The 26498-nt window shown below is 66.3% G+C and carries 29 protein-coding genes; 13 read left to right on the forward strand and 16 right to left on the reverse strand.

Annotated features, from left to right (window positions below; all coding sequences use genetic code 11):
- Positions 1 to 18 precede the first annotated feature (18 nt).
- Complete coding sequence (locus tag BLM15_RS21120) at positions 19 to 720, reverse strand: response regulator transcription factor (RefSeq protein WP_126114603.1); 702 nt, start codon at positions 718 to 720, stop codon at positions 19 to 21.
- Positions 721 to 868: 148 nt separating this feature from the next.
- Here BLM15_RS21120 and BLM15_RS21125 point away from each other — a divergent pair, with 148 nt between their 5' ends.
- From BLM15_RS21125 to BLM15_RS21135, 3 genes are all read left to right on the forward strand, one after another.
- Positions 869 to 1618, forward strand: coding sequence for a HugZ family pyridoxamine 5'-phosphate oxidase (locus BLM15_RS21125; RefSeq protein ID WP_126114604.1), 750 nt, complete (start codon positions 869 to 871; stop codon positions 1616 to 1618).
- 208 nt (positions 1619 to 1826) lie between these two features.
- Positions 1827 to 3437, forward strand: a complete 1611-nt coding sequence (locus BLM15_RS21130; protein ID WP_126114605.1) for a phosphoenolpyruvate carboxykinase — start codon at positions 1827 to 1829, stop codon at positions 3435 to 3437.
- 37 nt (positions 3438 to 3474) lie between these two features.
- Positions 3475 to 4485, forward strand: a complete 1011-nt coding sequence (locus BLM15_RS21135; RefSeq protein ID WP_126114606.1) for an Lnb N-terminal periplasmic domain-containing protein — start codon at positions 3475 to 3477, stop codon at positions 4483 to 4485.
- An 11-nt stretch (positions 4486 to 4496) separates the two neighbouring features.
- On the opposite strand, the gene BLM15_RS21140 is transcribed toward BLM15_RS21135, so the two are convergent.
- Complete coding sequence (locus tag BLM15_RS21140) at positions 4497 to 5363, reverse strand: LysR family transcriptional regulator (RefSeq protein WP_442859386.1); 867 nt, start codon at positions 5361 to 5363, stop codon at positions 4497 to 4499.
- Between the two features lie 122 nt (positions 5364 to 5485).
- On the opposite strand from BLM15_RS21140, the gene BLM15_RS21145 reads away from it, so the two are divergent.
- Positions 5486 to 7027 (forward strand): MFS transporter, encoded by a 1542-nt coding sequence (locus tag BLM15_RS21145; protein WP_126114608.1) that lies wholly within the window; start codon positions 5486 to 5488, stop codon positions 7025 to 7027.
- Positions 7028 to 7037: 10 nt separating this feature from the next.
- Here BLM15_RS21145 and BLM15_RS21150 read toward each other — a convergent pair whose 3' ends face one another.
- Entirely contained in the window at positions 7038 to 7778 is a 741-nt protein-coding gene (locus tag BLM15_RS21150) for a M48 family metallopeptidase (RefSeq protein ID WP_126114609.1), read from the reverse strand.
- A 51-nt stretch (positions 7779 to 7829) separates the two neighbouring features.
- Positions 7830 to 9131: a polyhydroxyalkanoate depolymerase gene (locus BLM15_RS21155; protein WP_126114610.1), complete on the reverse strand. Its 1302-nt coding sequence runs from the start codon at positions 9129 to 9131 to the stop codon at positions 7830 to 7832.
- Positions 9132 to 9346: 215 nt separating this feature from the next.
- Here BLM15_RS21155 and BLM15_RS21160 point away from each other — a divergent pair, with 215 nt between their 5' ends.
- From BLM15_RS21160 to BLM15_RS31960, 4 genes are all read left to right on the forward strand, one after another.
- Positions 9347 to 10663, forward strand: a complete 1317-nt coding sequence (locus BLM15_RS21160; protein ID WP_126116283.1) for an ActS/PrrB/RegB family redox-sensitive histidine kinase — start codon at positions 9347 to 9349, stop codon at positions 10661 to 10663.
- A 76-nt stretch (positions 10664 to 10739) separates the two neighbouring features.
- Positions 10740 to 11315 (forward strand): ActR/PrrA/RegA family redox response regulator transcription factor, encoded by a 576-nt coding sequence (locus BLM15_RS21165; protein WP_126114611.1) that lies wholly within the window; start codon positions 10740 to 10742, stop codon positions 11313 to 11315.
- Positions 11312 to 11485: a globin family protein gene (locus tag BLM15_RS31955; RefSeq protein ID WP_236846368.1), complete on the forward strand. Its 174-nt coding sequence runs from the start codon at positions 11312 to 11314 to the stop codon at positions 11483 to 11485. The genes BLM15_RS21165 and BLM15_RS31955 overlap by 4 nt, the downstream gene beginning before the upstream one ends.
- A gap of 5 nt (positions 11486 to 11490) precedes the next feature.
- Positions 11491 to 11721, forward strand: coding sequence for a group III truncated hemoglobin (locus BLM15_RS31960; RefSeq protein WP_236846369.1), 231 nt, complete (start codon positions 11491 to 11493; stop codon positions 11719 to 11721).
- Here the strand turns inward: BLM15_RS31960 and mmcB are convergent.
- The gene (gene mmcB, locus BLM15_RS21175; protein ID WP_269467519.1) at positions 11718 to 12188 is read right to left on the reverse strand and encodes a DNA repair putative endonuclease MmcB; all 471 of its coding nucleotides are present in this window, start codon (positions 12186 to 12188) and stop codon (positions 11718 to 11720) included. The genes BLM15_RS31960 and mmcB overlap by 4 nt on opposite strands.
- A 71-nt stretch (positions 12189 to 12259) precedes the next feature.
- On the opposite strand from mmcB, the gene BLM15_RS21180 reads away from it, so the two are divergent.
- Entirely contained in the window at positions 12260 to 13279 is a 1020-nt protein-coding gene (locus BLM15_RS21180; RefSeq protein ID WP_236846370.1) for an MraY family glycosyltransferase, read from the forward strand.
- Complete coding sequence (locus BLM15_RS21185) at positions 13276 to 14208, forward strand: NAD-dependent epimerase/dehydratase family protein (RefSeq protein ID WP_126114612.1); 933 nt, start codon at positions 13276 to 13278, stop codon at positions 14206 to 14208. Before BLM15_RS21180 ends, BLM15_RS21185 begins: the two co-directional genes overlap by 4 nt.
- Here BLM15_RS21185 and BLM15_RS21190 read toward each other — a convergent pair.
- The 3 genes from BLM15_RS21190 to BLM15_RS21200 all read right to left on the reverse strand — a co-directional run bounded on the left by BLM15_RS21190 (position 14129) and on the right by BLM15_RS21200 (position 18383).
- Positions 14129 to 16096, reverse strand: coding sequence for an SDR family NAD(P)-dependent oxidoreductase (locus BLM15_RS21190; protein ID WP_126114613.1), 1968 nt, complete (start codon positions 16094 to 16096; stop codon positions 14129 to 14131). The two genes, BLM15_RS21185 and BLM15_RS21190, sit on opposite strands and share 80 nt — an antisense overlap.
- A gap of 57 nt (positions 16097 to 16153) precedes the next feature.
- Complete coding sequence (locus BLM15_RS21195) at positions 16154 to 16750, reverse strand: TetR/AcrR family transcriptional regulator (RefSeq protein WP_126114614.1); 597 nt, start codon at positions 16748 to 16750, stop codon at positions 16154 to 16156.
- 148 nt (positions 16751 to 16898) lie between these two features.
- Entirely contained in the window at positions 16899 to 18383 is a 1485-nt protein-coding gene (locus BLM15_RS21200) for a cobyric acid synthase (RefSeq protein WP_126114615.1), read from the reverse strand.
- Between the two features lie 279 nt (positions 18384 to 18662).
- On the opposite strand from BLM15_RS21200, the gene BLM15_RS21205 reads away from it, so the two are divergent.
- Positions 18663 to 19814: an aminotransferase gene (locus BLM15_RS21205; protein WP_126114616.1), complete on the forward strand. Its 1152-nt coding sequence runs from the start codon at positions 18663 to 18665 to the stop codon at positions 19812 to 19814.
- On the opposite strand, the gene BLM15_RS21210 is transcribed toward BLM15_RS21205, so the two are convergent.
- From BLM15_RS21210 to BLM15_RS21245, 8 genes are all read right to left on the reverse strand, one after another.
- Complete coding sequence (locus tag BLM15_RS21210) at positions 19815 to 21200, reverse strand: hypothetical protein (RefSeq protein ID WP_126114617.1); 1386 nt, start codon at positions 21198 to 21200, stop codon at positions 19815 to 19817.
- 32 nt (positions 21201 to 21232) lie between these two features.
- Positions 21233 to 21583 carry a RidA family protein gene (locus BLM15_RS21215; protein WP_126114618.1) on the reverse strand — a complete coding sequence of 117 codons (351 nt, stop codon included), beginning with the start codon at positions 21581 to 21583 and terminating at the stop codon, positions 21233 to 21235.
- 61 nt (positions 21584 to 21644) lie between these two features.
- Positions 21645 to 22094 carry a YqaA family protein gene (locus BLM15_RS21220; RefSeq protein WP_126114619.1) on the reverse strand — a complete coding sequence of 150 codons (450 nt, stop codon included), beginning with the start codon at positions 22092 to 22094 and terminating at the stop codon, positions 21645 to 21647.
- The gene (locus BLM15_RS21225) at positions 22094 to 22621 is read right to left on the reverse strand and encodes a DUF1697 domain-containing protein (protein ID WP_126114620.1); all 528 of its coding nucleotides are present in this window, start codon (positions 22619 to 22621) and stop codon (positions 22094 to 22096) included. Before BLM15_RS21225 ends, BLM15_RS21220 begins: the two co-directional genes overlap by 1 nt.
- A 33-nt stretch (positions 22622 to 22654) precedes the next feature.
- On the reverse strand, positions 22655 to 23629 hold the full coding sequence (coaA, locus tag BLM15_RS21230) for a type I pantothenate kinase (RefSeq protein ID WP_126114621.1): 975 nt from the start codon (positions 23627 to 23629) through the stop codon (positions 22655 to 22657).
- A gap of 52 nt (positions 23630 to 23681) precedes the next feature.
- On the reverse strand, positions 23682 to 24002 hold the full coding sequence (locus tag BLM15_RS21235; RefSeq protein WP_126114622.1) for a phosphoribosyl-ATP diphosphatase: 321 nt from the start codon (positions 24000 to 24002) through the stop codon (positions 23682 to 23684).
- Between the two features lie 4 nt (positions 24003 to 24006).
- A complete protein-coding gene (gene hisF / locus BLM15_RS21240; protein ID WP_126114623.1) occupies positions 24007 to 24771 on the reverse strand; it encodes an imidazole glycerol phosphate synthase subunit HisF in 765 nt (254 codons plus the stop codon).
- The gene (locus BLM15_RS21245; protein WP_126114624.1) at positions 24768 to 24947 is read right to left on the reverse strand and encodes a hypothetical protein; all 180 of its coding nucleotides are present in this window, start codon (positions 24945 to 24947) and stop codon (positions 24768 to 24770) included. The genes hisF and BLM15_RS21245 overlap by 4 nt, the downstream gene beginning before the upstream one ends.
- Here BLM15_RS21245 and BLM15_RS21250 point away from each other — a divergent pair.
- Together BLM15_RS21250 and BLM15_RS21255 are read left to right on the forward strand one after the other, a co-directional pair.
- Positions 24925 to 25722 carry a transporter substrate-binding domain-containing protein gene (locus BLM15_RS21250; protein ID WP_126114625.1) on the forward strand — a complete coding sequence of 266 codons (798 nt, stop codon included), beginning with the start codon at positions 24925 to 24927 and terminating at the stop codon, positions 25720 to 25722. The two genes, BLM15_RS21245 and BLM15_RS21250, sit on opposite strands and share 23 nt — an antisense overlap.
- A gap of 53 nt (positions 25723 to 25775) precedes the next feature.
- Positions 25776 to 26486, forward strand: a complete 711-nt coding sequence (locus tag BLM15_RS21255; RefSeq protein ID WP_126114626.1) for a carbonic anhydrase — start codon at positions 25776 to 25778, stop codon at positions 26484 to 26486.
- Positions 26487 to 26498 lie beyond the last annotated feature (12 nt).

The raw sequence follows: 26498 nt of genomic DNA on the forward strand, positions 1-26498 counted from the left end.
GCCGCGCCGGGGCGCGTCTCAGCCTTCCTTGAAGCGGTAGCCGACGCCATAGAGCGTCTCGATCATGTCGAACTCGACATCGACCTGATTGAATTTTTTGCGCAGGCGCTTGATGTGGCTGTCGATGGTGCGATCGTCGACATAGACCTCGTCGTCATAGGCCGCGTCCATCAGCGCGTTGCGGCTCTTGACCACGCCCGGCCGCTGCGCCAGCGACTGCAGGATCAGGAATTCGGTGACGGTCAGCGTCACCGGCTCGCCCTTCCAGGTACAGGTGTGCCGCTCCGGATCCATGCGCAGCAAGCCGCGTTCCAGCGCCTTGGCGTCCTCCGAGCGGGCAGGCGCGCTCGCGTCCTTGCCGCCGGCGCGGCGCAGGATCGCCTTGACGCGCTCGACCAGCAGGCGCTGCGAGAACGGCTTCCGGATGAAGTCGTCGGCACCCATCTTCAGGCCGAAGAGCTCGTCGATCTCCTCGTCCTTGGAAGTCAGGAAGATCACCGGCAGGTCGGATTTTTGACGCAGGCGGCGCAGCAGCTCCATCCCGTCCATGCGCGGCATCTTGATGTCGAAGATGGCGAGGTCGGGCGGATTCTGCTTCAGCCCGTCGAGGGCGGAGGCGCCATCCGTATAGGTCTGGATGCGATAGCCCTCGGCTTCCAATGCGATCGAAACCGAGGTCAGGATGTTGCGGTCGTCGTCGACCAGCGCAATGGTTGGCATAAGCTTTTCCAGCTCTTTGTGTTCTGGCGTTGCAATCAAAAGGGTCACTCTCGCGCGAGAGCGGCCAAAGCATGGCTGCAATCTAGCCAAGCCAAGGCGGTTTCGCTACGTCTCGCCTTCGAAAACACTTAAGACAGCGAAAAGTGCCATGGCGACCGATCCGATCAGGCCGACCGATGCCAGTGCGCGCGGACTTGCACGAGGACTGCTGCGCAGCGCACGCTCGGCTTCCCTTGCGACGCTGACGCCGGACGGACACCCCTTCGCCAGCCTGACCAGCCTGGCGACAGATATCGACGGGACGCCACTGATCCTGGTCTCCTCGCTGTCGGGGCACACGGGCAATCTCATCGCCGATCCGCGCTGCTCGCTCCTGATCGCGCCCGGCGGCAAGGGCGACCCGCTCGCCCATGCGCGGATCACGCTCATCGCCACGGCCGAGACGATCGAGCGCGAGACAGAGTTCGGCCAGCGCGTGCGGCGCCGCTTCCTGGCGCGCCAGCCGAAAGCCTCGCTCTATGTCGATTTCCCCGATTTCTCTTTCTTCGCGCTCAGGCTCCAGCGCGCCAGCCTCAATGGCGGTTTCGGTCGCGCCTATGAGCTCGAGGCCAGCGACGTGCTCAGCGACTGCTCGCAGGCTGGGGCCCTGATCGAAGCCGAGGAAGGCGCGGTCGAGCATATGAACGAGGACCATGCCGAGGCGATCGAACTCTACGCCACCAAGCTCCTCGGCGGCGAGGACGGAGCCTGGCGCCTCTCCGGCGTCGACCCGGATGGCGCCGACCTGATGCTCGGCGACAGGGCGCTGCGTCTTCCTTTCGACGAGCCAGTGACCACACCGGACGCACTCCGCAAGACACTCGTGACGCTCGCCGGGAGGGCACGTAGCGCGACCTGAACGCGGCCATTCACCACAGCTGAATTTTCAAACGATTTAGGTTCGCGATCCTCATGCCCGGGCTATCGTCATGACTTGAGCCGGCGTCGTCATCCGCCTAAAGAGCGCTCCACTTCACCGGCCCATCGGGCCCATAGTGGGGCGTACCCCACTCCAATCACGACGCCGGCATTGTCAGGCGGCGGCTTCTCGGCAGGAGGAATTGCCAGTGGAGACCATCGGTCACGTCAACCCGAATAGCGGCGCCGATAAATTCGGCTTCCGTGGGCTTAAGGCCGTCTACTGGAACTTCGAGGCGGCGCGCCTCTACGAGGAATCGCTGCGGCGCGGCGAATCACAGCTCGCCCGCGGCGGCGCGCTCTGCGCCGATACCGGCACCCATACCGGCCGCTCGCCCAAGGACAAGTTCGTCGTCAAGGACGCGCTGACCGAGAAGAGCGTTTGGTGGGAGAACAACGGCGCGATCTCGTCGGAGCAGTTCGAGACCCTGCTCGGCGACTTCCTAAAGCATGCCGAAGGCAAGGAGCTGTTCGCACAAGACCTCTATGGCGGCGCCGATCCGGCTCACCGGGTGAAGGCACGGGTCTTTACCGAACTCGCCTGGCACTCGCTCTTCATCCGCAACCTCCTGATCCGGCCCGAGGCCGGCGAGATCGCGGGTTACGTGCCCGAGCTGACGATCGTCGACCTGCCGAGCTTCAGGGCGGCTCCGAAGCGCCATGGCTGCCGCAGCGAGACTGTCATCGCGATCGACTTCTCCCGCAAGATCGTGCTGATCGGCGGCTCTGCCTATGCCGGCGAGATGAAGAAATCGGTCTTCACCTATCTGAACTACACGCTGCCGGCCAAGGGCGTGGTGCCGATGCACTGCTCAGCCAATGTCGGCTCCAAGAATGATCCGGCGATCTTCTTCGGCCTCTCCGGCACCGGCAAGACCACCCTCTCGGCCGATCCCGACCGCACCCTGATCGGCGACGACGAGCATGGCTGGTCGAAGGACGGCATTTTCAACTTCGAGGGCGGCTGCTACGCCAAGACGATCCGCCTCTCGGCCGAGGCCGAGCCACAGATCTATGCGGCGTCGCAGCGCTTCGGCACCGTGCTCGAGAACATCGTCATGGATCCGATCTCGCGCGAGGTCGATTTCGACGATGAGAGCAAGACCGAAAACACCCGTTCGGCCTATCCGCTCGACGCCATCCCGAACGCCTCGCGCTCGGGCCGTGCCGGCACGCCGAAGAACATCGTGATGCTGACCGCCGACGCTTTCGGCGTGATGCCGCCGATCGCCAAGCTGACCCCGGCCGAGGCGATGTATCACTTCCTCTCCGGCTACACCGCCAAGGTCGCCGGCACCGAGCGCGGGCTCGTCGGCGTCCAGCCGGAGTTCTCGACCTGCTTCGGCTCGCCCTTCCTGCCGCGCCACCCGTCGGAATACGCCAACTTGCTGCGTGACTTCATCGCCAAGCACCATGTCGACTGCTGGCTGGTGAACACCGGCTGGACCGGCGGCGGCTATGGCACCGGCCGGCGCATGCCGATCCGCGTCACGCGGCGGCTTTTGACCGCGGCGCTCGACGGTTCGCTCAACCGCGCCGATTTCCGCCGGGATCCGTATTTCGGTTTCGCCGTTCCCACTTCGGTGCCCGGCGTCGAGCCGCACATCCTCTACCCGGTCAAGACTTGGGCTGACAAAGCCGCCTTCGCCGAGACAGCGAAGAAGCTGATCGGCATGTTCGCGGAGAATTTCGCGAAGTTCGAGCCTCATGTCGACGACGCGGTGAAGGCGGCGGCGCCGACGAGCTCGCTCGCGGCTTGAGCGCAATCGGCGCAGAAGCGTGCTATGGGAGGCGGCGATGCGCCGCCTCCTTCTCGTCTTGCTCCAGCTTCTCCTGACCCTCGTCGTTCTCGGCGCTGCCAGCTGGGGCGCCGGGCTGCTCGCCTTCCGGTTGCCGGGAGCGACCGGCATCGCTGCTGCAATAGGCTTTGGCCTCGCCGGGCTCGCCGGCGCCGTCGGGCTCTGGACCGGCGCGCCGCGCCTGCCGCTCGCCTTCGCCGTGCTCTTCGTCGGTCTGCTCGGCTGGTGGGGCAGCCTCAAGCCCTCGCATGAGCGCAACTGGATCCCCGAGCTGGCGCGCCTGCCGCAGATGAGCGTGGCGGACGGACGCCTGACGGTGACCAATCTGCGTCATTTCACCTGGCGCACCGAGAGCGACTACGACCAGCGCTGGGAAACCCGCAGCTACGACCTGTCACGGATCCAGGGTGCCGATCTCTTCCTGTCCTACTGGTCGGGCGAGGCGATCGCGCATCTCCTGGTGAGCTTCACCTTCGCCGACAGCCAACCGCTGACGATGTCGATCGAGGTCCGGCGCGAGCAGGGCGAGGAATGGTCGGCGCTGGCCGGCTTCTTCCGCAGCTATGAGATGGCCTATGTCGCTGCCGACGAGCGCGACCTGATCGGCCTCAGGACCCAGGCGCGTGGCGAGGACACCCGCCTGTTCCGACTGGCCGCCACGCCGCAGCAGGCGCGCGACCTGCTGCTCGCCTATGCCACGGATATCAACGAGCTGGCGCAGAAGCCGCGCTGGTACAACACGCTGACGACGAACTGTACCACAGTCGTCTACCACCTCGTCGGTCAGGTCGCGCCCGGCTGGAAGTTCTCGCTGCCCCTGGACCCTCGCGTGCTGCTTTCGGGCTACCTGGCAGGCTATCTCAAGGATATCGGGGCGATACGCCAGGACCTGCCGCTCGACGAGCTCGTCAAGCTCGGCCGGATCGGTGACAAGGCCCGCGCGCTTCCGCCCGACAGCCCCGAATTCTCCCGCGTCATCCGCACGGGCGTGCCGAACGCACGGAACTGAGGCTCAGGCCCTCAGCAAACGATCGGCCGATGCTCGCGGAACGCGGCAGCGAGCGTGCGCAGGGCCGCACGCGATCTGGCGTCGGTGAGAGTCGAGACCATAACGATCTCCGATGCCGGCAGGTCAGGCAGGCCGAAACGGCGGCTGACCTCGACCGTGCCGGCGGGAGCGAGCCGACAGGAGAAGGCCGAGACGGCCAGGCCCGCGGCGACCGCCGCATCGACCGCGATCGAACCGCCACCGATGAAGACCTCGACCCAGGGGATGCCGGCGGCGTCGAGCGCCTTGGTGGCAATGTCGCGCACGCCACAGGTCGACGAGAGCGTCGCGAGCCGCAGCGGCTCGCCCTGGCGGTACTCGAAATCCGGAGCGGCGAACCAGCCGAACAATTCCGGCGCCAGGACCTCGGCCGGCCGGCGATCATCGTCGCGGCGGACGATCGCCGCATCGAGCTCGCCCTTGTCGAAGGCCTCGAGCAAGGCGCGGGAATGACCGAGCTGCACCTCGATCATCAGGCCGGGGTCGTGCGCGTTGAGCCGCGCCAGCAGCGTCGGCACCTCCGGCCCGAAGACATGCGCGGCGATGCCAAGACAGAAACGGCGGCGCGCATTGCTAAGCGCCAACAACGCGCGATCGTGCGCGGCGAGGAAGGCGCGAGCTTCGTCGAGGAACATCGCCCCCTGCGCCGATAGGCGCACGAGCCGCGGCGTCCGCTCAATCAAGCGGTGGCCGAGACGCTCCTCCAGCCGCTTCAGCCTGAGGCTGACAGCGGCCTGATGGCTGCCCAGCGCCGTAGCGGCGCGGGTGAAACTGCGCTGCTCCGCAATCGCAACGAAGGCTCTGACGGCATCGATGTCGAGTGTCATGGCAACAGCCATATCAAATCATTATTGCTGAAATAGCAATGCATTCGGTTCTGTTGTTGCCAAGCGCCCGCTAGCTTGCCCGCAACTCGCCGCAGGGCTGCTTGCGCGCCCGCCGACAGGAAAGACCCGACATTATGGACATCCCCCAAACGCTACCAGCGTCGCGCTCGCGCGGCATGCCGGCCCTCATTGCCGCCTGCCTGACGGCGCTGATGTTCGGCCTCGAGATCTCCAGTGTGCCGGCGATCCTGCCGACACTCGAAAAGGCACTGCCGGCCGACTTCAAGGAGATGCAGTGGATCATGAACGCCTACACCATCGCGGTGACGGGCGTGCTGATGGCGGCCGGCACATTGGCCGATCGCTACGGCCGCAAGCGGGTCTTCCTGATCGCAATCATGGCCTTTGCCATCGCTTCGCTGGCCTGCGGCCTCGCGCCCAACGCAACGGTGCTCATCGTCGCCCGCATATTTCAGGGCCTGAGCGGCGGGGCGGGTCTCATCTGCAGTGTCGCCATCCTGTCGCAGCAGTTCCGCGAGCCGGCCGAACGGGCGATGGCCTTCAGCGTCTGGGGGGTCGTCTTCGGCATCGGCCTCGGCTTCGGGCCGATCATCGGCAGTGCCATCGTCGCGCTCTCGGGCTGGCAATGGGTCTTTCTCGTCCATACGCCTATTGCTGTCGGGACGGCGCTCCTGGCGCTGGCTTCGATCCGGGAATCACGCGACCCCGACGCGGAGCGCCTCGATATCGGCGGCATCACGACGCTGTCATTGTCGGTGTTCTGCCTGGCCTATTTCATCACACAAGGCCCCGATCTCGGCTTCACCAGCCCGCTGGCCTTGACCATCCTTGCCATCGCGGCGGCGAGTTTCATTGCCTTCCTCCTGATCGAGCGAACGGTCAGTCGGCCGATGATCGATGTCTCGGTCTTCCGGATTCGCGCCTTCTCCGGCGCGATCATCGGCGCCGCGGCGATGAACGTCAGCTATTGGCCGTTCATGATCTATCTGCCGATCTGGTTTGAGGCCGGGCTTGGCTATGACGGCCTCACTGCAGGGCTCGTGCTGCTCGCTTATACGCTGCCGACCTTGGCGGTGCCGCCATTGGCCGAGCAGCTGGCGCGGCGCTATCGGGCGGGCGTCGTCATCCCCGCAGGGCTCTTCACCATAGGGCTCGGCTTCATGGCAATGAAGCTCGGCACCTCCGTCGCCGCTCCGAGCTGGCTGACCATGCTGCCGGGCTGCCTTCTCTCCGGCATCGGCATCGGCCTCGCCAACACCCCGGTCACCAACACCTCGACCGCTGCCGTGCCCGCCGAGCGCGCCGGCATGGCCTCCGGCATCGATCTCAGTGCCCGGATGATCTCACTCGCCATCAACATCGCGCTGATGGGCTTCATCCTCGTCGAAGGCGTGCGCGCTTCGCTCACGACCAGGCTCACAGCCAGCATCGATGCGGCTACATTGCGCGATCTGGCGGAAAAGGTAGCGGCTGGCACGCCGGTCTCTCCCGAGACCGGGCTCTCGACAGCGCTGGCGCGTCAGGCGCTCGCTGACGGCTTCGGGGCGGTCATGCTCTATGGCGGGATCGGCGTCTGGCTGCTCGCGGCGGCGAGCTTCGTGATCTTCGCGCGGGGCTCAGCGCCAAAGGGCGCGGTGTCCTGCCAGGCGCAATGACGGCGGGCGATCAGCCATAGCCGTGCAGGCTCGCACCATGGCGCTTGAGCCAGGCCTCCGCATCGTCAGTGCGCGGGCAGAGCTTGTGCGTCAGCGCCCAGAAGCGATGCGAATGGTTCATCTCCTTGAGATGGGCGACCTCATGGGCGGCGAGATAGTCGAGCACCGAAGCCGGAGCCAGGATCAGCCGCCAGGAGAAGCTGAGATGCCCTTTCGAGGAGCATGAGCCCCAGCGGCTGGTGGTGTCGCGCAGCGTGATCTTGCGCGCCGGGATGCCGAGCACGGCGGTATGTGCGCGCACCGATTTCTCGAGATCGGCGAGGGCCTCGCGGCGCAGGAAGTCCTTGACCCGGCGCGCGACATGGCCCGCCTCGCCGCAGACCGCAATGATCGGCTCGCCCTCGGCCGAGAGCGCGGCGCGGGTCAGCCCACGCACTCTGGTCCAGTGCACGATGCGGTGCGGCACTCCACGTAGCGGCACGACGGCGCCGGGCTCGAACGGCACGCCCTGCGGGCGCTTGGCGAGGCGCGCCGCGATCCAGCCGCCATGCTTCTCGGCGAAGATGCGGCCGGTCGCGAAGTCGACGCGCTCGGGCAACGTCAGGGTGATCTCACCGGTCGCCTGCGAGACGCGCAGCGTCAGCCGCCGCGCCGTCGAGCGCCGCCTGACGGTGACCGGATAGAGAAGGCCGGCATGGCCGACCTCGATCCGGTCGGGATCGGGCTTGCGCCTGAACAGGGAGAACCGCATCCCGGCGATTGTGCGGGATTCGCAGCGGGAGCGGAAGAGGGCGAGCTTAACTCAGCTCGCGACCTTCAGCGCCTTGCGCGCCGTCTCCGCGGTCTCGCTGCGGCGTTCCTTGGCCGCCTTCATGTCGAGCGTCAGCATGAAGTCGGAGATGCGCGGCGCAATCTCCGAACGGAAGCGCGAGCCGTTGAAGACGCCGTAATGGCCGACGCCCTTCTGCATATACTCGACTCGCATGTCGGCAGGGATGTTGGCGCACAGATCGTGCGCCGCCTTGGTCTGGCCGACGCCGGAGATGTCGTCGTTCTCGCCCTCGACCGTCATCAGCGCGACGCCGCGAATGGCCTTGAGATCGACCGGCTTGCCGCGATGCATCATCTCGCCCTTGGGCAAAGCGTGCTTGACGAAGACGGTGTCGACGGTCTGCAGGTAGAACTCGGCGGTCAGGTCCATGACGGCGAGATACTCGTCATAGAAATCGCGGTGCTTCTCAGCCGAATCACCGTCGCCCTCGATGAGATGCTTGTACATGTCGTAATGCGCGGTGAGATGGCGATCGAAGTTCATCGCCATGAAACCCGAGAGCTGCATGAAGCCGGGATAGACCTCGCGGAAAGCACCGAGATGCGGGAAGGGCACGCGGGTGATGCAGTTGCGGCGGAACCAGTCGGTACCGCGCTCCATGGCGAGCTGGTTGACCGCGGTCGGCGAGCGGCGAGTGTCGATCGGACCGCCCATCAGGGTCATCGAGCGCGGCGAAGACGGATCGCCCTCGGCCTCCATGCGTGCGATCGCGGCGAGCACCGGCACGGAAGGCTGGCAGACGGCCATGACATGGGTGTCCGGACCGAGCTTCTGCAGCATGGCGATGACGTAGTCGATATAATCGTCGAGATCGAAGCTACCGGCCGCGAGCGGCACGAGGCGCGCGTCGATCCAGTCGGTGATGTAGACCTCGTGGTCGGGCAGCAAGGTCTCGACGGTGCCGCGCAGCAGGGTCGCGTAGTGGCCGGACATAGGCGCGACCAGCAGGATCTTGGGCTGCGGCTTGCGCCGGCCTTCGATCTTGCGGTCGAAATTGATCAGGTTGCAGAAGGGGCGCTGCCAGACGACCCGCTCCTCGACCGCCACCTTGACGCCGTTCATGGTCGTCTCGTCGAGCCCGAAGGCCGGCTTGCCATAACGGCGCGTGCTGCGTTCGAACAGTTCGCAGGAGGCGGCGACCGAGCGGCCGAACGGGGTATAGGTCAGCGGATTCGCCGGGTTCTTGAAGGCGAGCTGCATGGCGTCGGACAAAGCCCGCGCCGGGCTGACCATCATATGAACCGCTTCATAGGCGTGATAGGCGAACGACATGGTGGCCCTTTCGCTCTTTCGCAGCGCCGCATTCACGATGCACCGCAACAGAGAACGCAGCCTAAGTGGAATTTGTTCTCATTCAATCGTTCAAAGGGCTAAGATTTCCTTGTGATGCCGATTAGCCACAGCTTCTTACTCCCCATGCGCCAGGCGCTTTACGAAGATTGCGCGCCGTGACGATCGCCGACCTCATTCCATCCGCCCCCGGAGGCATGCCGCGGCATCTGCGGCTCGACACACTGGTGCGTTTGCGCTGGCTGGCGATCGCCGGCCAGAGCGTCGCCGTCGCCGGCGTCCATTTCGGCCTCGGCTTTTCCCTGCCCTTCGGCTGGTGCTTCCTGGTCATCGCGGTCTCGGCCTGGCTCAACATCGCGCTGCGCATCCGCTTTCCGCTGAGCCACAGGCTGCGCGAGGGCGCGGCGACGGCGTTGCTCGGCTTCGACATCCTCCAACTCGCGGCGCTGCTCTACCTCACGGGCGGCCTGCAAAATCCGTTCGCGATCCTGTTCCTGGCACCGGTGATGATCTCGGCGACGGCGCTGCCGCCGCGGCACACGCTGGCGCTGGGTCTGCTCGCCGCCGGATTGGCGACACTGCTCACCATTCTGCACTGGCCTTTGCCCTGGGCCGGGACGGGGCGGCCGGTGCTGCCGCCGCAATATCAGGTCGGCAATTGGATCGCGCTGCTGCTCGGGCTCGGCTTCACCGGCATCTATGCCTGGCGTGTCGCCAAGGAGGCGCGCGACCTCTCGGAAGCGCTGGCCGCAACCGAGCTGGTGCTGGCGCGCGAGCAGCACCTTTCCCAGCTGGACGGGCTCGCGGCCGCGGCTGCGCACGAACTCGGCACGCCACTCGCGACGATAGCGCTGGTCGCCCGCGAGCTGTCGCGGCTCGCCCCGGCCGAGGGCGAGATGGCGGAAGACATCACCTTGCTGCGCGAGCAGGTCGAGCGCTGCCGCGGCATTTTGGGCAAGCTCGCCTCGTTGCAGGACGACGATGCCGGCCCGCTCGACCAGCTCTCGCTCAGCCTGCTGATCGAGGAGGCGGCCGGGCCGCAGCGGCCCTTCGGCGTGCCCTTCGAGATCGCACTCATCGGCGAAAAGCCGGAGCCGGTCTGCCGACGCAATCCCGGCATGAACTATGGGCTCGGAAACATCGTCGACAATGCCGTCGACTTCGCCCGCTCCAAGGTGACGATCACGGCGCAGTGGACGGAAGGGGCGGTCATCCTGACTATCGCCGATGACGGCCCAGGCTTCACGCCGGAAGTGCTGATGCGAGCTGGCGACCCCTATCTCTCGCGCTCGCATGACAAGGAATCACGCGCCGGCGGCGGCCTCGGGCTGGGCCTGTTCATCGCCAAGACACTGCTGGAGCGCAGCGGCGCGACGCTCGAATTCTCCAATTTGCCGCTGCCGGCGACCGGCGCCAGCATCCGGATCACCTGGCTGCGCGCGGTCTTCGAGCGCGACGATCGACCGGCTGGACCTTCAAACCCGGAGCTTTTGGCCCCATATGCGACAGAATGAGGCGTTGCGGCGTTTCAACGCGTCGCGCAATCGGTACAGTGGATAGTGAGCCGGGCAGGTCCGCCCGGAGGAGATGATGGCGATGGACACGGCGCCGACGACAGGCGAACTCACCGACAATGCCGGCAGGGATATGTCCCTCCTGCTCGTCGACGATGACAAGCCGTTCCTGAATCGCCTCGCCCGCGCCATGGAAGGGCGGGGCTATTCGGTGCGGATCGCCGAATCCGTCCAGGCCGGGCTCGCGGCCGTCGAGGAGGAAGCACCAGCCTTCGCCGTGATCGACTTGCGCCTCGGCGACGGCAATGGGCTCGACGTGATCGCCCGCCTCAAGGAAAAGCGCCCGGATGCACGTGGCGTCGTCCTGACCGGCTACGGCAATATCGCGACCGCGGTGAGCGCAGTGAAGCTCGGCGCCTTCGACTTCCTGGCCAAGCCCGCCGATGCCGATGAGATCCATTCGGCACTGGCCGCCGGGCCGAATGCACGCCCGGTGCCGCCTGAGAACCCGATGTCGGCTGATCGCGTCCGCTGGGAACATATCCAGCGCGTCTATGAACTCTGCAGCCGCAATGTCTCCGAGACGGCGCGCCGGCTCGGAATGCACCGGCGCACCCTCCAGCGCATCCTGGCAAAGCGCGCCCCGCGATGAGAGGGAGTCCGCTGCCGGAGCGGATTTCGGAAGAGCTGATCGCAGAGCTTGTCGAGGCCTTCTACGGCCGCGTCCGGCAGGACCCGCTGATCGGCCCGATCTTCCTCGCCAAGCTCGGTGAGGACTGGGGACCGCATCTCGCCAAGCTCTGGACTTCTGGTCGTCGGTGACGCTGATGAGCGGGCGCTATCGCGGCAAGCCGCAGCAGGTCCATATGCCGCTCCCGCTCGAGATACAGCACTTCGAGCGCTGGCTTTCGCTCTTCGAGGCGACGGTCGCCGAGCTCTGCACCGGCCCGGCCAAGTTCCTGTTCATCGACCGCGCCCATCGCATCGCTGACAGCCTGCAGATCAGCCTGAATATCGGCCCGAAGGCGTTGAACCTGCCGCAGCGCGCAGCGAGCTAGGCTCCAGGGTCCTCCAGCAGCGCCAAGCGCCCCGCCGCAAGCCTGGCGAAGGCGATGGTCAGCATCTTACGGCGTGCCGGCGCCAGTTGATGGCGCGGCGGCTCGCGCAACATCTCGCCGCCAAAGGCATCGGCGACGATCAGGCCGACATCCTCGGGCAGGATCTCCAACGGAAATTCGGGCGCGACCGCGAAGAGGAAGCCGTCGCAATAATCGCGATAATCAGGCCATTTGCCGTCGACCCGGAAGTCCTCGATCCCGGACTTGACCTCGACGACGAGGAGCTCGCCGGAGGGCGAGAGCGCAACAATATCGCCGCGCCTGCCGTTGGCGAAGGTCATCTCCTTGACGATGGCGTAGCCGCGCTCGCGCAGATGACGCGAGGCGCCGCGGCAGACGGCACGGGTGATCTCCGGCCGAGCCGGCGTCGGATTGAGGACGGAATCGGCGACGACCATGCCCGCCATGTTCTCTTTTTGTGCTCGCCGATGCAAGTGCCGCTTGCAGCAAGGCTCCGTATGGCTATGGTCCGCGCGCCTTGGAACCCTTCGCTCCCATTCTGCTGATCGCCCTCTCCGCCGGCCTCGCCTTTGCGCTGTGCCTGGTTTTGCGGCCCCTGATGATGCGCTATGCGCTGGCGCGGCCGAATGCGCGCTCCAGCCACCGCACGCCGACGCCGCAGGGTGGCGGCATCGCCGTGCTCGCCGGTGCTTTCCTGGAACTGGGGCTCGCGCTGGCCCTCATCCCGATGGAAGCGAGCGCAAAGCAAGGCCTCATCCTGGTGATGGCGGCGACCACCCTGCTAGCGCTCGTCGGCGCCTGGGACGATATCAGGCCGCTCTCGCCCGGCCTGCGCCTGCCGCTGCAATTTCTCTGTGTCGGGATCGTCGTCTTCTACGCCGCGCCTGAGGTGCGCCTGCTGCCGGAAGTGCTACCGCTTTGGGCCGAACGCGGTCTCGCTTTGATCGCCGGCGTCTGGTTCGTCAATCTCCTCAACTTCATGGACGGGATCGACTGGATCACGCTCGCGGGGCTGGTACCACTGACCGGCGCGCTCGCGCTCGGGGGGAGTTATGGCGTCATCGACCCCGCCACCAGCCTCCTCGCCGCGGCGCTGTTTGGCGGGCTGCTCGGCTTCGCTCCATTCAACAAGCCTGTGGCGCGCATCTTCCTCGGCGATGTCGGAGCGCTGCCGCTAGGACTGCTCGGCGCCTATCTGCTCTACCGCCTCGCCGGCACCGGCGCGCTGACCGCAGCGCTGATCCTGCCGCTCTACCACGTCATGGACTCGACGATCACGCTGCTGCGCCGCCTCGCGCGTGGCGAGAAGGTCTGGCAGGCGCACCGCTCGCATTTCTACCAGCAGGCGACCGATAACGGCTTTCGGGTCATCGAGATCGTCACGCAGGTCTTCTTGCTCAATCTCGGCCTGGTTGCACTTGCGGCGATCAGCATCACCGTATCTGGATTCTGGGTCCAGCTCGCCTGCTTGCTGGCGGCCTTGGTGCTGACCACCAGCCTGCTTTACCGCTTCTCGCGCAAGCGGGCGCGGCCGTGAGTGGCGAACGCATCCTGCTCACCGGCGCGACCGGCTTCGTGGGCCGTCACCTCCTGCATGACCTTGCCGCCCGCGGCTATCGGCTGCGCACGGCCGGCCGTTATGCAGCTATCGGCGCTTCCGGCATGGAGCATGTCACCATCGGCGATCTCGGCGCGCCGATCGACTGGCGGCCTCTGCTCGGCGGCGTCGATCTCGTCGTCCACAGCGCCGGATTAGCCCACGCAGATGGCACGATCCCCGAAGAGCGCTACCGGGCGGTCAACACCGACGCAACGCTGGCGCTGGCGCAGGCGGCGCAAACGGCAGGCGTCCGGCGCTTCGTCTTCCTGTCCTCGATCCGGGCGCAGAGCGGGCCGATCAGCAATCAGCCGCTGAGTGAAGTTGATCCGCTGGCACCGACCGATGCCTATGGCCGCTCCAAGCTCGCAGCCGAACAAGGCCTCGCCGGGCTCGACATCGACTGGGTCGCGCTGCGGCCGGTGCTGGTCTACGGGCCGGGTGTGAAGGCCAATATGGCGGCGCTGCTAAGGCTGGCGAACCTTCCCCTGCCGCTGCCGCTTGGCGCGCTTTCGGCCAAGCGCTCGCTGCTGGCAGTCGAGAATCTCGCCGAGGCGGTCGCCTTCGCACTGAGCGAAGCCTGCCCGGCAAGGCGCAGCTACATCGCCGCTGATCCGGAGCCTCTGTCGGTCGCCGAGATGCTCGCCGCGATGCGGGCCGGCCTTGGACGCGGGCCTGGGCTGATCGCGGTTCCGCCGCCTCTGCTCGCGCTGGCAGCGCAACTCGCCGGGCGTGCAGATGCCTATGAGCGCTTGGCGAACGGGCTCGTCGCCTCGCCCACCGCTTTGCTCAGCGCTGGCTGGCGACCGCCTTCGGAGACGAAGGCTGCTCTGGCGCGATTGGCGGCGGACCCGGCTGGCGCCGGCTGAAGTCCGGGATCGCCGCTTCGAGCACTGCCTCGGCGCCGAGTCGGTCCTGCGCCGCGAGCGCCCGCTCCAGCTCGTCGAGCCAGCTCTGCAAGCGGGCGCGGCCGGCGAAGATTGGCTTGGCCGCCATGACGCCGTCCAGCCCGGTCTCGGCCATCGGCTCATCCTTGGCGAAGAGAATCTCGTTCAGACGCTCGCCTGGCCTGACGCCGGTGATCGCGACCTCGATGTCGACGCCGGGCTCATAGCCGGCGAGGCGGATCATCCGCTCGGCGAGATCGATGATCTTGAGCGGCTGGCCCATCTTCAGCACATAGACGGCAGCGCGTTCATCCTGCGCCTCGTGCTCGGGCGCGTGCGAGGCTGCGGTCAACACCAGGTCGCAGGCCTCGCGGATGGTCATGAAGTAGCGAATCATGTCCGGGCTGGTCACGGTGACCGGCCCGCCGCGTTCGATCTGCGCCTTGAATTTCGGCACGACCGAGCCGACCGATCCAAGCACGTTACCGAAGCGAACCGCAACGAGACGCGTTCCACGATTGCCGGCGGCAAATTCCGCGTCGCGAGCCTGGGCATACATCTCGGCGAAGCGCTTGGTTGCGCCCAGCATCGAGACCGGCTCGATCGCCTTGTCGGTCGAGATCATCACGAAGATGCCGGCGCCGGCGGCGATCGACGCCTCGATGGCGGCGACCGAGCCGAAGATATTGGTCTTGATGCCTTCGCCCCAATCGGCTTCGAGATAGGGCACATGCTTCAAGGCCGCGGCATGGATCACGATGTCGGGCGCGAACGCCTTGAACAGCGGGCCGATGCGGGCTTCATCGCGGACATCGGCAAGTGCACCGGTGACCCGCATCGGCAAGTCCTGCACCGCCAGCGCCTCGGTGACGTGAAACAGCGCCGGCTCGGAATTCTCGACGACGAGCAGCTCCGTCGCGCCGAAGGCGGCACAACGCAGGCAAATCTCGGAACCGATCGAGCCGCCGCCACCGGTGACGATGACGCGCTTGCCCTTGAGTAGGCCTTCGAGCCGCTCGCGGTCGATCTTGACCGAAGGGCGCACCAGCAAATCCTCGATCTCGAGCGGCGCCAGCTCGCTGCCACGTATGCTCTCGCCGAGCGTATCGAGGCGCGAAATCGGGATGGCGAGTTTGCGCGTCTTCGCCAGCCACTTATCCGGCTCGGCCTCCGGCGCCAGGGCGCTCGGTGTTGCGACGATGCGGCGGAACGGCTCGCCGCGCTCACTGGCGTCGGTCGCAACGATCTCCATCTGCGAGAGCAGGCCGAGCACCGGCACGCCCCGAATGGATTGCCCGAGATCGTCGCTGCGCGGCGAGAGAATACCGGCAGGACGCATCTTGCCCATGGTCCCCGATTCCATGGCGCGGATCACCATCTCGATATCGACGCCACGGCCCAGGAGCAGGGCTGGCAGCGTCGCTTCGCGCGCCGCCTGGTGCTTGGTGCGGGAGTATCTGAAATAACGATAGGCCAGGCGCGGGCCACCGAGCAGCGCGATCTGGACCAGCCAATAAAGGACGATCGTGATCTTGCCGAAGAAGAAATAGCCGTAGAGGTTCGGCGCGACGAGCACGTAGTCAACGACCAGCAAGGTCAGGGTCAGAACCGTGACCGCCCGGACGATGTTCGACAGGTCCGGCAGCGAGGCGAAGCGCCATTTCGAGCGATAGAGCTGGAAAAACCAGTAAACCGCTCCGGCATAGGCGACAAAGAAGGGCAGGATCGTCGGCAATTGCCGCATCCGCTCGTCGAACAGCCAGCCGTCGAAGCGCACGGCGAAGACGAAGACGATCGCGAGTGCGGTCATCGCCAGGTCATGAACGATGACGGCGAGCTTCTTGGCGCTCTGTTTGGAGAGGGTCAGCATGTGCGGCGGGGTATCTCGCTCCCTCGCCGCCTTGTCAACGCAGCTGGAAGCGCTCGCTCAGACCGCAGGGCGGCTCGCACCTAGTCCCGCGAGGATGAAGTCGATCATCTCTTCGATGCTCGGACCCGGCAATTCGGCGCACTGACCGAGCAGAAGCGGGTGACAGAAGCGCAGCATCGCCATGCGCACGCAATGGGTCGCCGTGATCGGATCACGGGCGGTGAACTCGCCCTTGGCAATGCCGTCGGCGACGACGGCGCGCAGGATGGCGTCATAGCGCTCGATATGGCCACGGATGACGTCCCAGCTCTCTTCCATGGCGCAGGCGACCATCTCGTGCAGGCGGTGATTGTCAAGATAACGAGCCGTGTTGATGCGGCAGGTCGCAGCCAGAATGTCGCGCAAACGCTCGGCGGCAGGGCGCTTTTCAGCCGCGATCGCGGCAACGGTCGCCTCGAGCTCGGTCATCGAGCGCTCGGCGACAGCCTCGTTGATCGCCTTCTTGGAGTCGAAGAAACGATAGACGTTCGCCGGGCTCATGCGCAGCGATTTGGCGATGTCGGCGACAGTGGTCTTCTGGTAGCCGATCTGGCGGAAGAACCGCTCGGCGACGTCGATGATGTCGTGCCGTGTATCGCGCTCTATTGTGCTCATGCCAGGGGCAACTTCCCGGTCTGGTGACTTGTTCCCATAGGCCGTCTGCGGACGCCATTGTTGAGTATGACGAATTTCGTCAGTCGTCAACAAATTGAACGGCAAAGCTTTATTTGTGCGCTCCTGACAATTTTTCGCCAACCGCCCTTCAACATTGGGATCGCGACCGGGCCAGTTCGAGCAACGCTTCCGTGTCGAGATGGCGCTCCAGATGCTCGGCCAGCCGGTCGAGCGCCGCCTCGACCGCGGGCTCGTAGGCCTCTCCGGCCGCGAGCGATTTCCCCGCCAGATTTTCGAGCCAGGCACGTCGCAGCGGGTCCGATGTCAGGACGCCATGGAGATAGGTCCCGACCACCCGGCCGTCGGCACTGCGGGCGCCTTCCGGCCTACCGTCGACGCGAAACGGCGCCCGTGCCCTGTCCGGCCCGTCGCTGGTGCCGAGATGGATCTCGTAAGCGCGGCCGATAGTGCCACTGTCGGGATGCTCGACCGCAACCTCCCGCACGGTCTTGTCCGGCGTCAGCTCGGTCTCGATATCGAGCAGGCCGAGGCCGGGAGCTGACCCGGCCGGCCCTTCCAGGCCAAGCGGGTCGCGCACGGTCTTGCCGAGCATCTGGTAGCCGCCGCAAAGGCCGAGCACATGGCCGCCGCGACGGCGATGGGCGAGGATGTCGATATCCCAGCCTTCCTCTCGCAGTCGGGCGAGGTCGCGCAGCGTCGTCTTCGAACCTGGCAGGATCACCAGGGTGGCATCGCCCGGGATGGGCGCGCCGGGGCCGACGAAGACGAACTCGACGCCCGGCTCGAGCTTCAGAGGGTCGAGATCGTCGAAATTGGCGATGCCGGGCAGGACCGGAACCGCAACCTTCAACGCGCCCTCGCGAACGGGCGTGTCGCGCATCAGATCGAGCCCGTCTTCGGCCGGCAGGCGCACGGCATCGGCGAACCAGGGTACGACGCCGAAGCTCGGCCAGCCGGTAGCCATGGTGATCGTGTCGAGCGCCGGCGTGAATAGTCCGACATCGCCGCGAAAGCGATTGATCGCGAAGCCGCGGATCATGGCGCGATCGTCTGCATCGAGCACGGCATGCGTGCCGATCAGGCTCGCTATGACGCCGCCGCGGTCGATGTCACCGATCAGCACGGCTGGAACGCCCGCCGCCCGCGCGAAACCGAGATTGGCGATGTCACGAGCGCGCAGATTGGTTTCCGCCGGCGAGCCCGCCCCCTCGACCAGGATCAGGTCGGCGCCGTCGCTCAGCCGCGCGAAGCTCTCCAGCACCTTGGGCATGAAATCGCCGCGCCGGCTGAAATCGCCCGAGGAGAGATGGCCGGCGACGCGGCCCTGCAGGATGATCTGGCTGCCGCGCTCGCTCTCGGGCTTGAGCAGCACCGGATTCATGTCGACATGTGGCGCGACCCGGGCCGCCCGCGCTTGCAGCGCCTGGGCCCGGCCGATCTCACCATGCGCGGTGGCGGCAGCGTTGTTCGACATGTTCTGCGGCTTGAACGGACGCACCTTCAGGCCGCGATCGGCGAAGAGCCGGCACAGGCCGGCGACGAGCAGCGATTTGCCGACATTGGAGCCGGTGCCGAGCAGCATTAGCGCAGGGGTTGGGCGGGAGGAACGCATGGGCCCTGCCTAGCGCGCTTCAGGCATGGCCGGAAACGGCTGATGCTGTTCCAGCCTCAGAAAAAGCTCACCGATCCACGTCAGCGTCCCACTGCTCCAAAGGGGCGAAGAAGCAGCAGAAGCTGGCGTGAACCGGCTGAGGGGTAGAGAATACTGACTGCTGACGAATGTCAATATTCATCACTCCGCAGATTCTATCGCTTTTCGGAGACGATGCGCGCGGCCGTTGCGCGTGCTATGGCGGCCTCCCACCGTTCCTGAGCCAGCCGAAGTGCCGCGATGAATCCGATCTTCTCCGCCCTTCCGACGACGATCTTCGAAACAATGTCGCGGCGCGCGCGCGAGCACCAGGCCGTCAATCTCGGCCAGGGCTTTCCCGACGATCCCGGCCCGGAGGATGTGCGTCGCAAGGCGGCGGAGGCCGTGCTCGATGGCTGGAACCAGTATCCGCCAATGATGGGCCTGCCGGAGCTGCGCCAGGCGACAGCCACGCATTTTCGCCATTGGCAGAGCCTCGAACTCGATCCGGAAACCGAGGTGATGATCACCTCCGGCGCGACCGAGGCGATCGCCGGCGCGCTGATGGCGCTGGTCTCCCCCGGCGACGAGGTCGTGCTGTTCGAGCCGATGTACGACGCCTATCTGCCGCTGGTCCGCCGCGCCGGCGGCGTCCCGAAATTCGTGACGCTGACACCGCCCGCCTTCGGGCTCAGCGAAGACGCGCTGGCGCGGGCCTTCTCGCCGAAGACCAAGGTGGTGCTGTTCAACAACCCGCTCAACCCGACCGCGACCAATTTCAGCGCGGCCGATCTCGATCTGCTCGCCGATTTCTGCGTGCGGCACGACGCGGTCGCGATCTGCGACGATGTCTGGGAGCATGTCGTCTTCGACGGGCACCGCCACGCGCCGCTGATGAGCCGACCGGGCATGCGCGAGCGCACGGTCAAGATTTCGTCGGCCGGCAAGATCTTCTCGCTGACCGGCTGGAAGGTCGGCATGGTGATGGCGGCGCCCGAGCTGATGCGCGTGCTGGCCAAGGCGCACCAGTACATCACCTTCACGACACCGCCGAGCCTGCAGGCGGCCGTCGCCTATGGCTTGGGCAAGAACGACGCCTATTTTGAGGGGATGCGCGCCGATTTCCAGCGCTCGCGTGACCGCTTCGCGTCCGGCCTGACAGATCTCGGCTTCAGCGTGCTGCCGAGTGCCGGCACCTATTTCCTCAATGTCGACATCGGCCCGCTCGGCGAAAGCGACGACGTCGCCTTCTGCCAGCGGCTGGTAAGCGAGCACGGCGTGGCCGCGATCCCGGTCAGCGCCTTCTATGCCGAGGGCGCGGTACGCAATGTCGTGCGCTTCTGTTTCGCCAAGCACGACGCGACGCTGGACAAGGCGCTGGAGCGGCTCGCAGCGCTGCGGATTCCGGCCTGATCAGGCCTTCCGAAGGGCTTCGACCAAGGCTGCGGCCCGCAGCAGCTTCGGTTCGCGTCGCTTGGCTTCGGCGGCGAGGCCATGACCGCGCAGCGTCTCGATCGCCATGACGAGCTCCGTGGTCGCTTTCTCGGCCTCGGCGCGCTCGCGCGTGCGGTCTGCGAGCTCCAGCCGCGCCTCGGCCCGATTGGCCGCGCTTTGTGCCCAGAGCGAGGGCACGATCTCGCGACGCCGGACCTCCAGTGCGGCGTCGAAGGCAGCGATCGCCTCCTCCAGCACGACCGGCTCGCGATAATACGCGGCGAGGCCAGCCAGCGCAGCGCCGATCCGATCCTGCACCTCGGCCCAATCGAGCGGAACGCTCTCGCGGGGACGGTCTTCGAGCACGAGCTTGAAGCAGTTCACGGCCGCTTCGAATGCGGCGACGCCGCTGGCGCGCAAGCCGAGCGCGACATGCGCCTTGCCGAGCTCCCATTGCAGCCTCGCCCATTCGCGCGGCATATCCGCACGCGTCAGGCCGGACAGCCCGGCGCGAAAGGCGGCGACGCTCTCATCGAGCAGCGTCGCATCGTCCTCGGTCTCGCCAAGGCGCAGCAAGGCCTCGCCGAGCCTGGTCTGCAAGGTGGCCCAGAGCCGCGGCGCCTTGGCGCGGGTCAGATCGTCGAGGGTGATGCGATATATCTCGACCACCTGCCGCAGCAGCCTGCCGCCATCGTCGAAATGCGAGAGGCCGGTCAGCGAGCGCGCCAACCTGAGTTGCGTCTCGGCCCAAGGCACGGTTTCATCGAAATTGTCGAGCTTTGCGAGCATGCCGCGCAATTGCTCGATCGCCGCGACGAAAGCGGTCCTGTCGGAAAAGTCGGCGCCCTTGCGCGCCAGCGCATCGGCCTGCATCCAGGCATAGCCGCGCCCGCTCTCGGCGTCGGCCGAAGCTGCGATCAGAGCCGCTTCCGCGAAGCGCTCCGCCGCCTCGCCATAGGCCTTCGGGTTGAGCTGCAGGATCGCGGCGGCAGCGCGATCGCCGCGGCCAGCCGCGGCGGCCAGGAGCCGCTCCTTCGACATCTTGTCGAGTGCGATCGTGCCGTCGAGGTTTCGCTGCTCGGCCTGAGCCAGGATGCGATCCATCTCCGCAAGGCGCCCTTCGGCGAGCAGACGCGCCGCCTCCGTGCGCAGGCGGTCGAGTTCCGGATCGACGCCGGACGGCTTCAGCAGGCGGGCATGCAAGGCCTTGTAGTCGCCGGCCTTGCGGATGAGATCGTGCTCGATGCGGCTGAAATCGGTCTTGCCGGGCGCTGCCATCGAGGCGAGAACGCCGAGCAGCAGCGCGGGGGGGACGCCCTCGCGCTGCGAGACACGGGCCAGGATGGTGGCGAGTTCCGGATTCACGTTTCGAGCCCGCCACCCCTGCGCAATCGTGGTCAGACCGCGGCGATGACCGCGATCTCGACGGTGTACTGCGGGCCGGCAAGCTTGGCCTCGACCGTGGCGCGGCCGGGCGTGTTGCCAGCCGAGACCCAAGAATCCCAGACAGCGTTCATCTCGGCGAAGGTCGAGATGTCGGAGAGCCAGATATTGACCATCAGCAGCTTCGACTTGTCGGTGCCGGCCTCGGCAAGGAGCCCGTCGATGATCGAGAGGATGTCCTTGGTCTGCTCGCCGACGCTCTTGCCGGCCGCCTTGTCGGCGACCTGACCGGCGAGATAGACCGTATTGCCATGCACGACGGCCTTCGACATGCGGGGGCCGGGGGCAATGCGCTTGATGCTCATGATCTGGTCTCCATCAGAATGGGCTTTGCTGGTAGCCCGATAGGCGAAGGTGCGCAAATGCTTATGACGCAGCCGCCCAACCGGCCCAGAGCAGGGCATAGCGGGCTGCTTTGCCGGCGAACACCAGCAGGACGAAACGCAGAAGCGGATAGTTCAGCGACCCTGCGACGAAGGTGAGCGGGTCGCCACCGATCGGCAGCCAGGCGAAGAGCAACGAAGGCCAGCCGAAGCGGGCGAACCAGCCCTGCGCCTTGGCGAAGCGCACCGGATCCGGGCGCAGCCGCGCCGGCAGGCGCTCGACGCCGCCCGTCGCGATCAGCCGGCCGAGCCACCAGTTGACGACCGACCCCGCCGTATTGGCGAGCGAAGCGACGATGAAGAGCAGCGTCGGATCGACGGTCTTCGCCACCAGCAGCCCGACGAAGACGGCCTCCGACTGCGCCGGCAGCAGCGTCGCAGCGACGAAGGCGGCGCCGGCCATCAGGCCGAGGGCGGAAAGATCGAGGGGCATCAATCGAGCATCGCGGCAAGGGCATTGACGGTATTGGCATTGCGCAGCGTGCCGATGCCGAGCTTCTTGGTCGTCAGATGCGAGAGCAGCTTCGTTTCACTCGGTTTGCCGCTGAAATCGATCCATAGATCACCGTCGGCGAGGGCGAGCGCAATATCGGGCGTGGCGATCCTGCCGAGCATGGCCAAGGTGTCCGGGCCAAGTGGCTTTCGCATGACGCGGATACCGACATCGGCGCCGTTCCCGTGCGGGAAGGGATTTTGGGCGGTGAGCCGCCGCCAGTCCTGCGCCCTACGCAAGATGATATCGACATGCTTGCCGAAACGGGCGTGGAAAGCCGCTTCCAATCGGCTCTCGATCGCTGGGAGGGGCGCATCGTCGCCCTCGAAGATCAGATTGCCGGTGGCGACCCAGGTGCGCGGGTCGCCAAAGCCGAGCTCGGCCGCCATGGCCTTCAGGTCCACCATCACCAGGCGCTTGCCGGGGCCGAGCACGATCGAGTGCAGGAGGGCGACATAGGTCGTCATGGCGATGTCAGAACCGGCGATTTCACGCCCGCGCTACAACCGCCTCAGCGCCACCTGTTGGATGCGGTGGCTGGCGCCCTTTGTCAGGATCAGGCCCGCGCGCTGGCGGGTCGGCACGATGTTCTCGCGCAGATTGGGCAGATTGATGCCAGTCCAGAGCCGCTCGGCGATCGAGAGCGCCTCCTCCTCGCCGATCTCGGCATATTTGCGGAAGAAGGAGCGCGGATCGCGGAAGGCAGTCTGGCGCAGCGTCATGAAGCGGTTGACGTACCAGCGGTGCAGGTCGTTCTCGTCGGCGTCGAGATAGACCGAGAAGTCGAAGAAGTCCGAGACGAACGGGATGATCGTGCCGTCGCGCGGCATCCGGCTCGGCTGCAGCACGTTCAGACCTTCGAGGATCAGGATGTCTGGCCGCTCGACCGTGACCTGCTCGCCCGGCACCACGTCATAGACCAGATGCGAATAGACCGGAGCGCTGACGGCGCGCTTGCCGGCCTTCACCTCGGAGAGAAAACGCAGGATCGCGGCGCTGTCATAGCTCTCCGGAAAACCCTTGCGCTGCATCAGGCCGCGGCGCTCGAGCTCGGCATTGGGCAGAAGGAAGCCGTCGGTGGTGACGAGCTCGACCTTGGGGGTGTTCGGCCAGCGCGAGAGCAGAGCCTGGAGCACGCGTGCCGTGGTCGACTTGCCGACCGCGACCGAGCCGGCGACGCCGATGACATAGGGAACCTTGACCTCGGCCTCGGCCATCAGGAAGCGCTGCGTCGCCTTAAACAGCCCTTGCGTCGCGGCGACGTAGAGCGAAAGCAGGCGCGAGAGCGGCAGATAGATCGCGACGATCTCGTCGAGCGAGATCGGATCGTTGATCGATTGCAGCCTCGTCAGATCGTCGACCGAGAGCGTCAACGGCGTATCGGCGCGCAGATGCGCCCACTCGTCGCGCGAGAAGGTGCGATAGGGCGAGACCAGATCGGGGGCGGATGGCGCCGTGATCGGACGCTGATCCATGATGCCCCCCGTCTTCCAGGCTTCGAGGTTCAACGCGACACTCGCCTCGACTTCAACGGGGCCGCGCCGCCTTCTCGGCCAGGCCGGAACGCGCGGTACGGGCCTCAAGCTGGCTCAAGACGTCCCGCAATGCAACATCACGGGCCTTGAGCACGACCAAAAGATGATAGAGCAGATCGGCGCTCTCGGCGATCAGCTCGTCGCGATCGCCCTTCACAGCGGCGATCACCGCCTCGACGGCTTCCTCGCCGAGCTTCTTGGCGGCGCGCTCAGGACCGGCGGCGAGGAGCTTCGCCGTCCAGGATTCCTCCGGCGAGGCGCTCGCGCGCTCGGCGACGATGCGTTCGAGATCGGTCAGCGAGAAAGCCGTCATCACGTCAATCCAGCCGCATCGCCAGCCCGGCAGCCGCCATATGCGCCTTGGCCTGCGGAATGGTGAAAGTGCCGAAATGGAAGATCGAGGCCGCGAGCACGGCCGAGGCGCGCCCCTCGCGCACGCCTTCGACGAGATGGTCGAGCGTGCCGACGCCGCCCGAGGCGACGACCGGGATCGAGACCGCATCGGCGACGCGACGGGTGAGATCGAGATCGAAGCCGGTCTTGGCGCCGTCGCGATCCATCGAGGTCAGCAGGATCTCGCCTGCTCCCAATGAGGCGACCTCGCGGGCATAGACGATGGCGTCGAGCCCGGTCGGGTTGCGCCCGCCATGGGTGAAGACTTCCCAGCGCTCGGGCGAAACCTGCTTGGCGTCGATCGCGACGACGATGCATTGCGCGCCGTATTTCTGCGCCGCTTCGCGCACGAACTCGCGGCGCTTCACAGCCTCGGTCATGATCGAGACCTTGTCGGCCCCGGCCAGCAGCAATTGCCTGATATCCTCGATTGAGCGCACACCGCCGCCGACGGTGAGCGGCATGAAGCAGGCTTCGGCGGTGCGCGTCACCACGTCGAACAGGATGCCGCGGTCCTCGCTGCTGGCGGTGATGTCGAGGAAGCAGAGCTCGTCGGCGCCAGCCGCGTCATAGGCCTTGGCCGCCTCGACCGGATCGCCGGCATCGACGAGATCGAGGAACTGCACGCCCTTGACGACACGGCCGTCCTTGACGTCGAGGCAGGGGATGATGCGGGTCTTCAGGGTCATCGGCGGGCCTGCCCGGAGCGGAACGACAAAGCGATCGGGCGCATATAGCGCTGCCGCTGCACTGCACGCAAACGCGGCACGCGCCGGCCGGATTGATCGCCGGCACGATCCCTGCTCTCTTGCGCGCCATAAGCAAAATCGAGGGGGATTTCCATGACGATCACATCGTCCTTCAAGGTCCTGAAGCTCGCGGCGCTGAGCGCCGCTGCCGGGCTCGGCCTCACCGCCGCCGCACTGGCGCAGGCCCCCGCCAGCCAGCTCGAGGCGATCCAGAGCCGCGGCGCGCTGCAGGTCTGCACCACCGGCGACTACAAGCCGTTCACGCTGGCCAAGGACGGCAGCTTCGAAGGCATCGACATCGAGCTGGCGAAATCGCTGGCGAAGGCCATCGGCGTCGAAGCCAAGTTCGTGCAGACGAAATGGTCCGATCTGATGAACGATTTCACCGGCGGCAAATGCGACATCGCCATGGGCGGCATCTCGGTGACGCTCGACCGGCAGAAGCGCGCCTTCTTCTCCGCGCCCTATTTGATCAACGGCAAGGCGCCGATCGCGCGCTGCGCCGACAAAGCGAAGTTCCAGACCGTCGCCGATATCGACAAGCCGGAGATCCGCGTCATCGTCAATCCCGGCGGTACCAATGAGCGTTTCGTCCGCGCCAACTTCAAGCAGGCCAAGATCGAGGTCTACCCCGACAACGTCACGATCTTCGACCAGATCCTGGCCGGCAAGGCCGACATCATGATCGCCGAATCGATCGAGACAAAGGTTCAGGAGAAGAGCAAGCCGGGTCTGTGCGCGATCAACCCGGACGAGCCGCTGCAATATGGCGAGATGGGCTATCTGCTGCCGCGCGGCGACGTCGTCTTCAAGGCCTTCGTCGACCAGTGGCTGCATCTCGCCAAGGCGACCGGCGAATTCGCCACGATCTACAACCAGTTCGTGCGCTGATCCGTCAGGCCGGCTGCGCCGGAACACATGCTGCCCCTGCGAGGATTGCAACGATGTGCGATCACTGTGTCTCGGCCGCCGGCAAGACCGGGCTCTCGCGCCGCGGGTTGTTTGCGGCCGGTGCCGGCCTGGCCCTGGCTGGCGCGCTGTCCACGCCCGTGCGGGCGCAATCGACCGTGGTCGGCGCCGATGAAGCTCTGAAGCGACTGGTGGACGGCAATGCCCGCTATGTCGCGGGCACGCTGAACGAGCGCGATTTCTCGGCCGGCCGGGCGGCGCGCGCCGCCTCGCAGGCTCCCTTCGCCTCGATCCTGAGCTGCGCCGATTCGCGCATCGCGCCGGAACTCGCCTTCGACCAGGGGCCCGGCCAACTCTTCGTCACCCGCGTCGCCGGCAACTTCGTCAACGAGGACGTGCTGGCGAGCCTCGAATACGGCGCGCAGGTACTGGGCTCGCAGCTCATCCTGGTGCTCGGCCACAGCAATTGCGGCGCTGTCTCGGCGACGATCAACGTCGTCAAGGAGAAGACGCAGCTGCCGGGGCACCTGCCCTCGCTGATCAACGCGATCAGGCCGGCCGTGCTCGCGGCGCAGAAGGAGGGAGCGGCGGATCTGCTGAAGGCGGCCACCATCGCCAATGTCCGGCTCAACGTCGCCAAGCTGAAGAAGGCCACGCCGATCCTGTCGCAGCGTCTCGCGCAGAAGCAGCTTTCCGTGGTCGGCGGCGTTTACGATCTGGCAACAGGCAAGGTCGAGCTGGTCTAGATACTTTGAGCC

Source organism: Bosea sp. Tri-49, assembly GCF_003952665.1.
GTDB lineage: Bacteria > Pseudomonadota > Alphaproteobacteria > Rhizobiales > Beijerinckiaceae > Allobosea.

Coding starts and splice junctions, on each gene's coding strand:
- BLM15_RS21125 (WP_126114604.1), top strand. CDS start 869: ATGGCGACCGATCCGATCAGGCCGACCGATGCCAGTGCGCGCGGACTT.
- BLM15_RS21120 (WP_126114603.1), bottom strand. CDS start 720: ATGCCAACCATTGCGCTGGTCGACGACGACCGCAACATCCTGACCTCG.
- BLM15_RS21150 (WP_126114609.1), bottom strand. CDS start 7,778: ATGCGGTTCTCCCTGTTCAGGCGCAAGCCCGATCCCGACCGGATCGAG.
- BLM15_RS31960 (WP_236846369.1), top strand. CDS start 11,491: ATGAGCGGGCGCTATCGCGGCAAGCCGCAGCAGGTCCATATGCCGCTC.
- BLM15_RS21195 (WP_126114614.1), bottom strand. CDS start 16,750: ATGAGCACAATAGAGCGCGATACACGGCACGACATCATCGACGTCGCC.
- BLM15_RS21160 (WP_126116283.1), top strand. CDS start 9,347: ATGCCGCGGCATCTGCGGCTCGACACACTGGTGCGTTTGCGCTGGCTG.
- BLM15_RS21205 (WP_126114616.1), top strand. CDS start 18,663: ATGAATCCGATCTTCTCCGCCCTTCCGACGACGATCTTCGAAACAATG.
- BLM15_RS21140 (WP_442859386.1), bottom strand. CDS start 5,363: ATGGCTGTTGCCATGACACTCGACATCGATGCCGTCAGAGCCTTCGTT.
- BLM15_RS21135 (WP_126114606.1), top strand. CDS start 3,475: ATGCGCCGCCTCCTTCTCGTCTTGCTCCAGCTTCTCCTGACCCTCGTC.
- BLM15_RS31955 (WP_236846368.1), top strand. CDS start 11,312: ATGAGAGGGAGTCCGCTGCCGGAGCGGATTTCGGAAGAGCTGATCGCA.
- BLM15_RS21220 (WP_126114619.1), bottom strand. CDS start 22,094: ATGCCCCTCGATCTTTCCGCCCTCGGCCTGATGGCCGGCGCCGCCTTC.
- BLM15_RS21215 (WP_126114618.1), bottom strand. CDS start 21,583: ATGAGCATCAAGCGCATTGCCCCCGGCCCCCGCATGTCGAAGGCCGTC.
- BLM15_RS21250 (WP_126114625.1), top strand. CDS start 24,925: ATGACGATCACATCGTCCTTCAAGGTCCTGAAGCTCGCGGCGCTGAGC.
- BLM15_RS21200 (WP_126114615.1), bottom strand. CDS start 18,383: ATGCGTTCCTCCCGCCCAACCCCTGCGCTAATGCTGCTCGGCACCGGC.
- mmcB (WP_269467519.1), bottom strand. CDS start 12,188: ATGGCGGGCATGGTCGTCGCCGATTCCGTCCTCAATCCGACGCCGGCT.
- hisF (WP_126114623.1), bottom strand. CDS start 24,771: ATGACCCTGAAGACCCGCATCATCCCCTGCCTCGACGTCAAGGACGGC.
- BLM15_RS21145 (WP_126114608.1), top strand. CDS start 5,486: ATGGACATCCCCCAAACGCTACCAGCGTCGCGCTCGCGCGGCATGCCG.
- BLM15_RS21235 (WP_126114622.1), bottom strand. CDS start 24,002: ATGACGGCTTTCTCGCTGACCGATCTCGAACGCATCGTCGCCGAGCGC.
- BLM15_RS21165 (WP_126114611.1), top strand. CDS start 10,740: ATGGCGATGGACACGGCGCCGACGACAGGCGAACTCACCGACAATGCC.
- BLM15_RS21255 (WP_126114626.1), top strand. CDS start 25,776: ATGTGCGATCACTGTGTCTCGGCCGCCGGCAAGACCGGGCTCTCGCGC.
- BLM15_RS21190 (WP_126114613.1), bottom strand. CDS start 16,096: ATGCTGACCCTCTCCAAACAGAGCGCCAAGAAGCTCGCCGTCATCGTT.
- coaA (WP_126114621.1), bottom strand. CDS start 23,629: ATGGATCAGCGTCCGATCACGGCGCCATCCGCCCCCGATCTGGTCTCG.
- BLM15_RS21155 (WP_126114610.1), bottom strand. CDS start 9,131: ATGTCGTTCGCCTATCACGCCTATGAAGCGGTTCATATGATGGTCAGC.
- BLM15_RS21225 (WP_126114620.1), bottom strand. CDS start 22,621: ATGACGACCTATGTCGCCCTCCTGCACTCGATCGTGCTCGGCCCCGGC.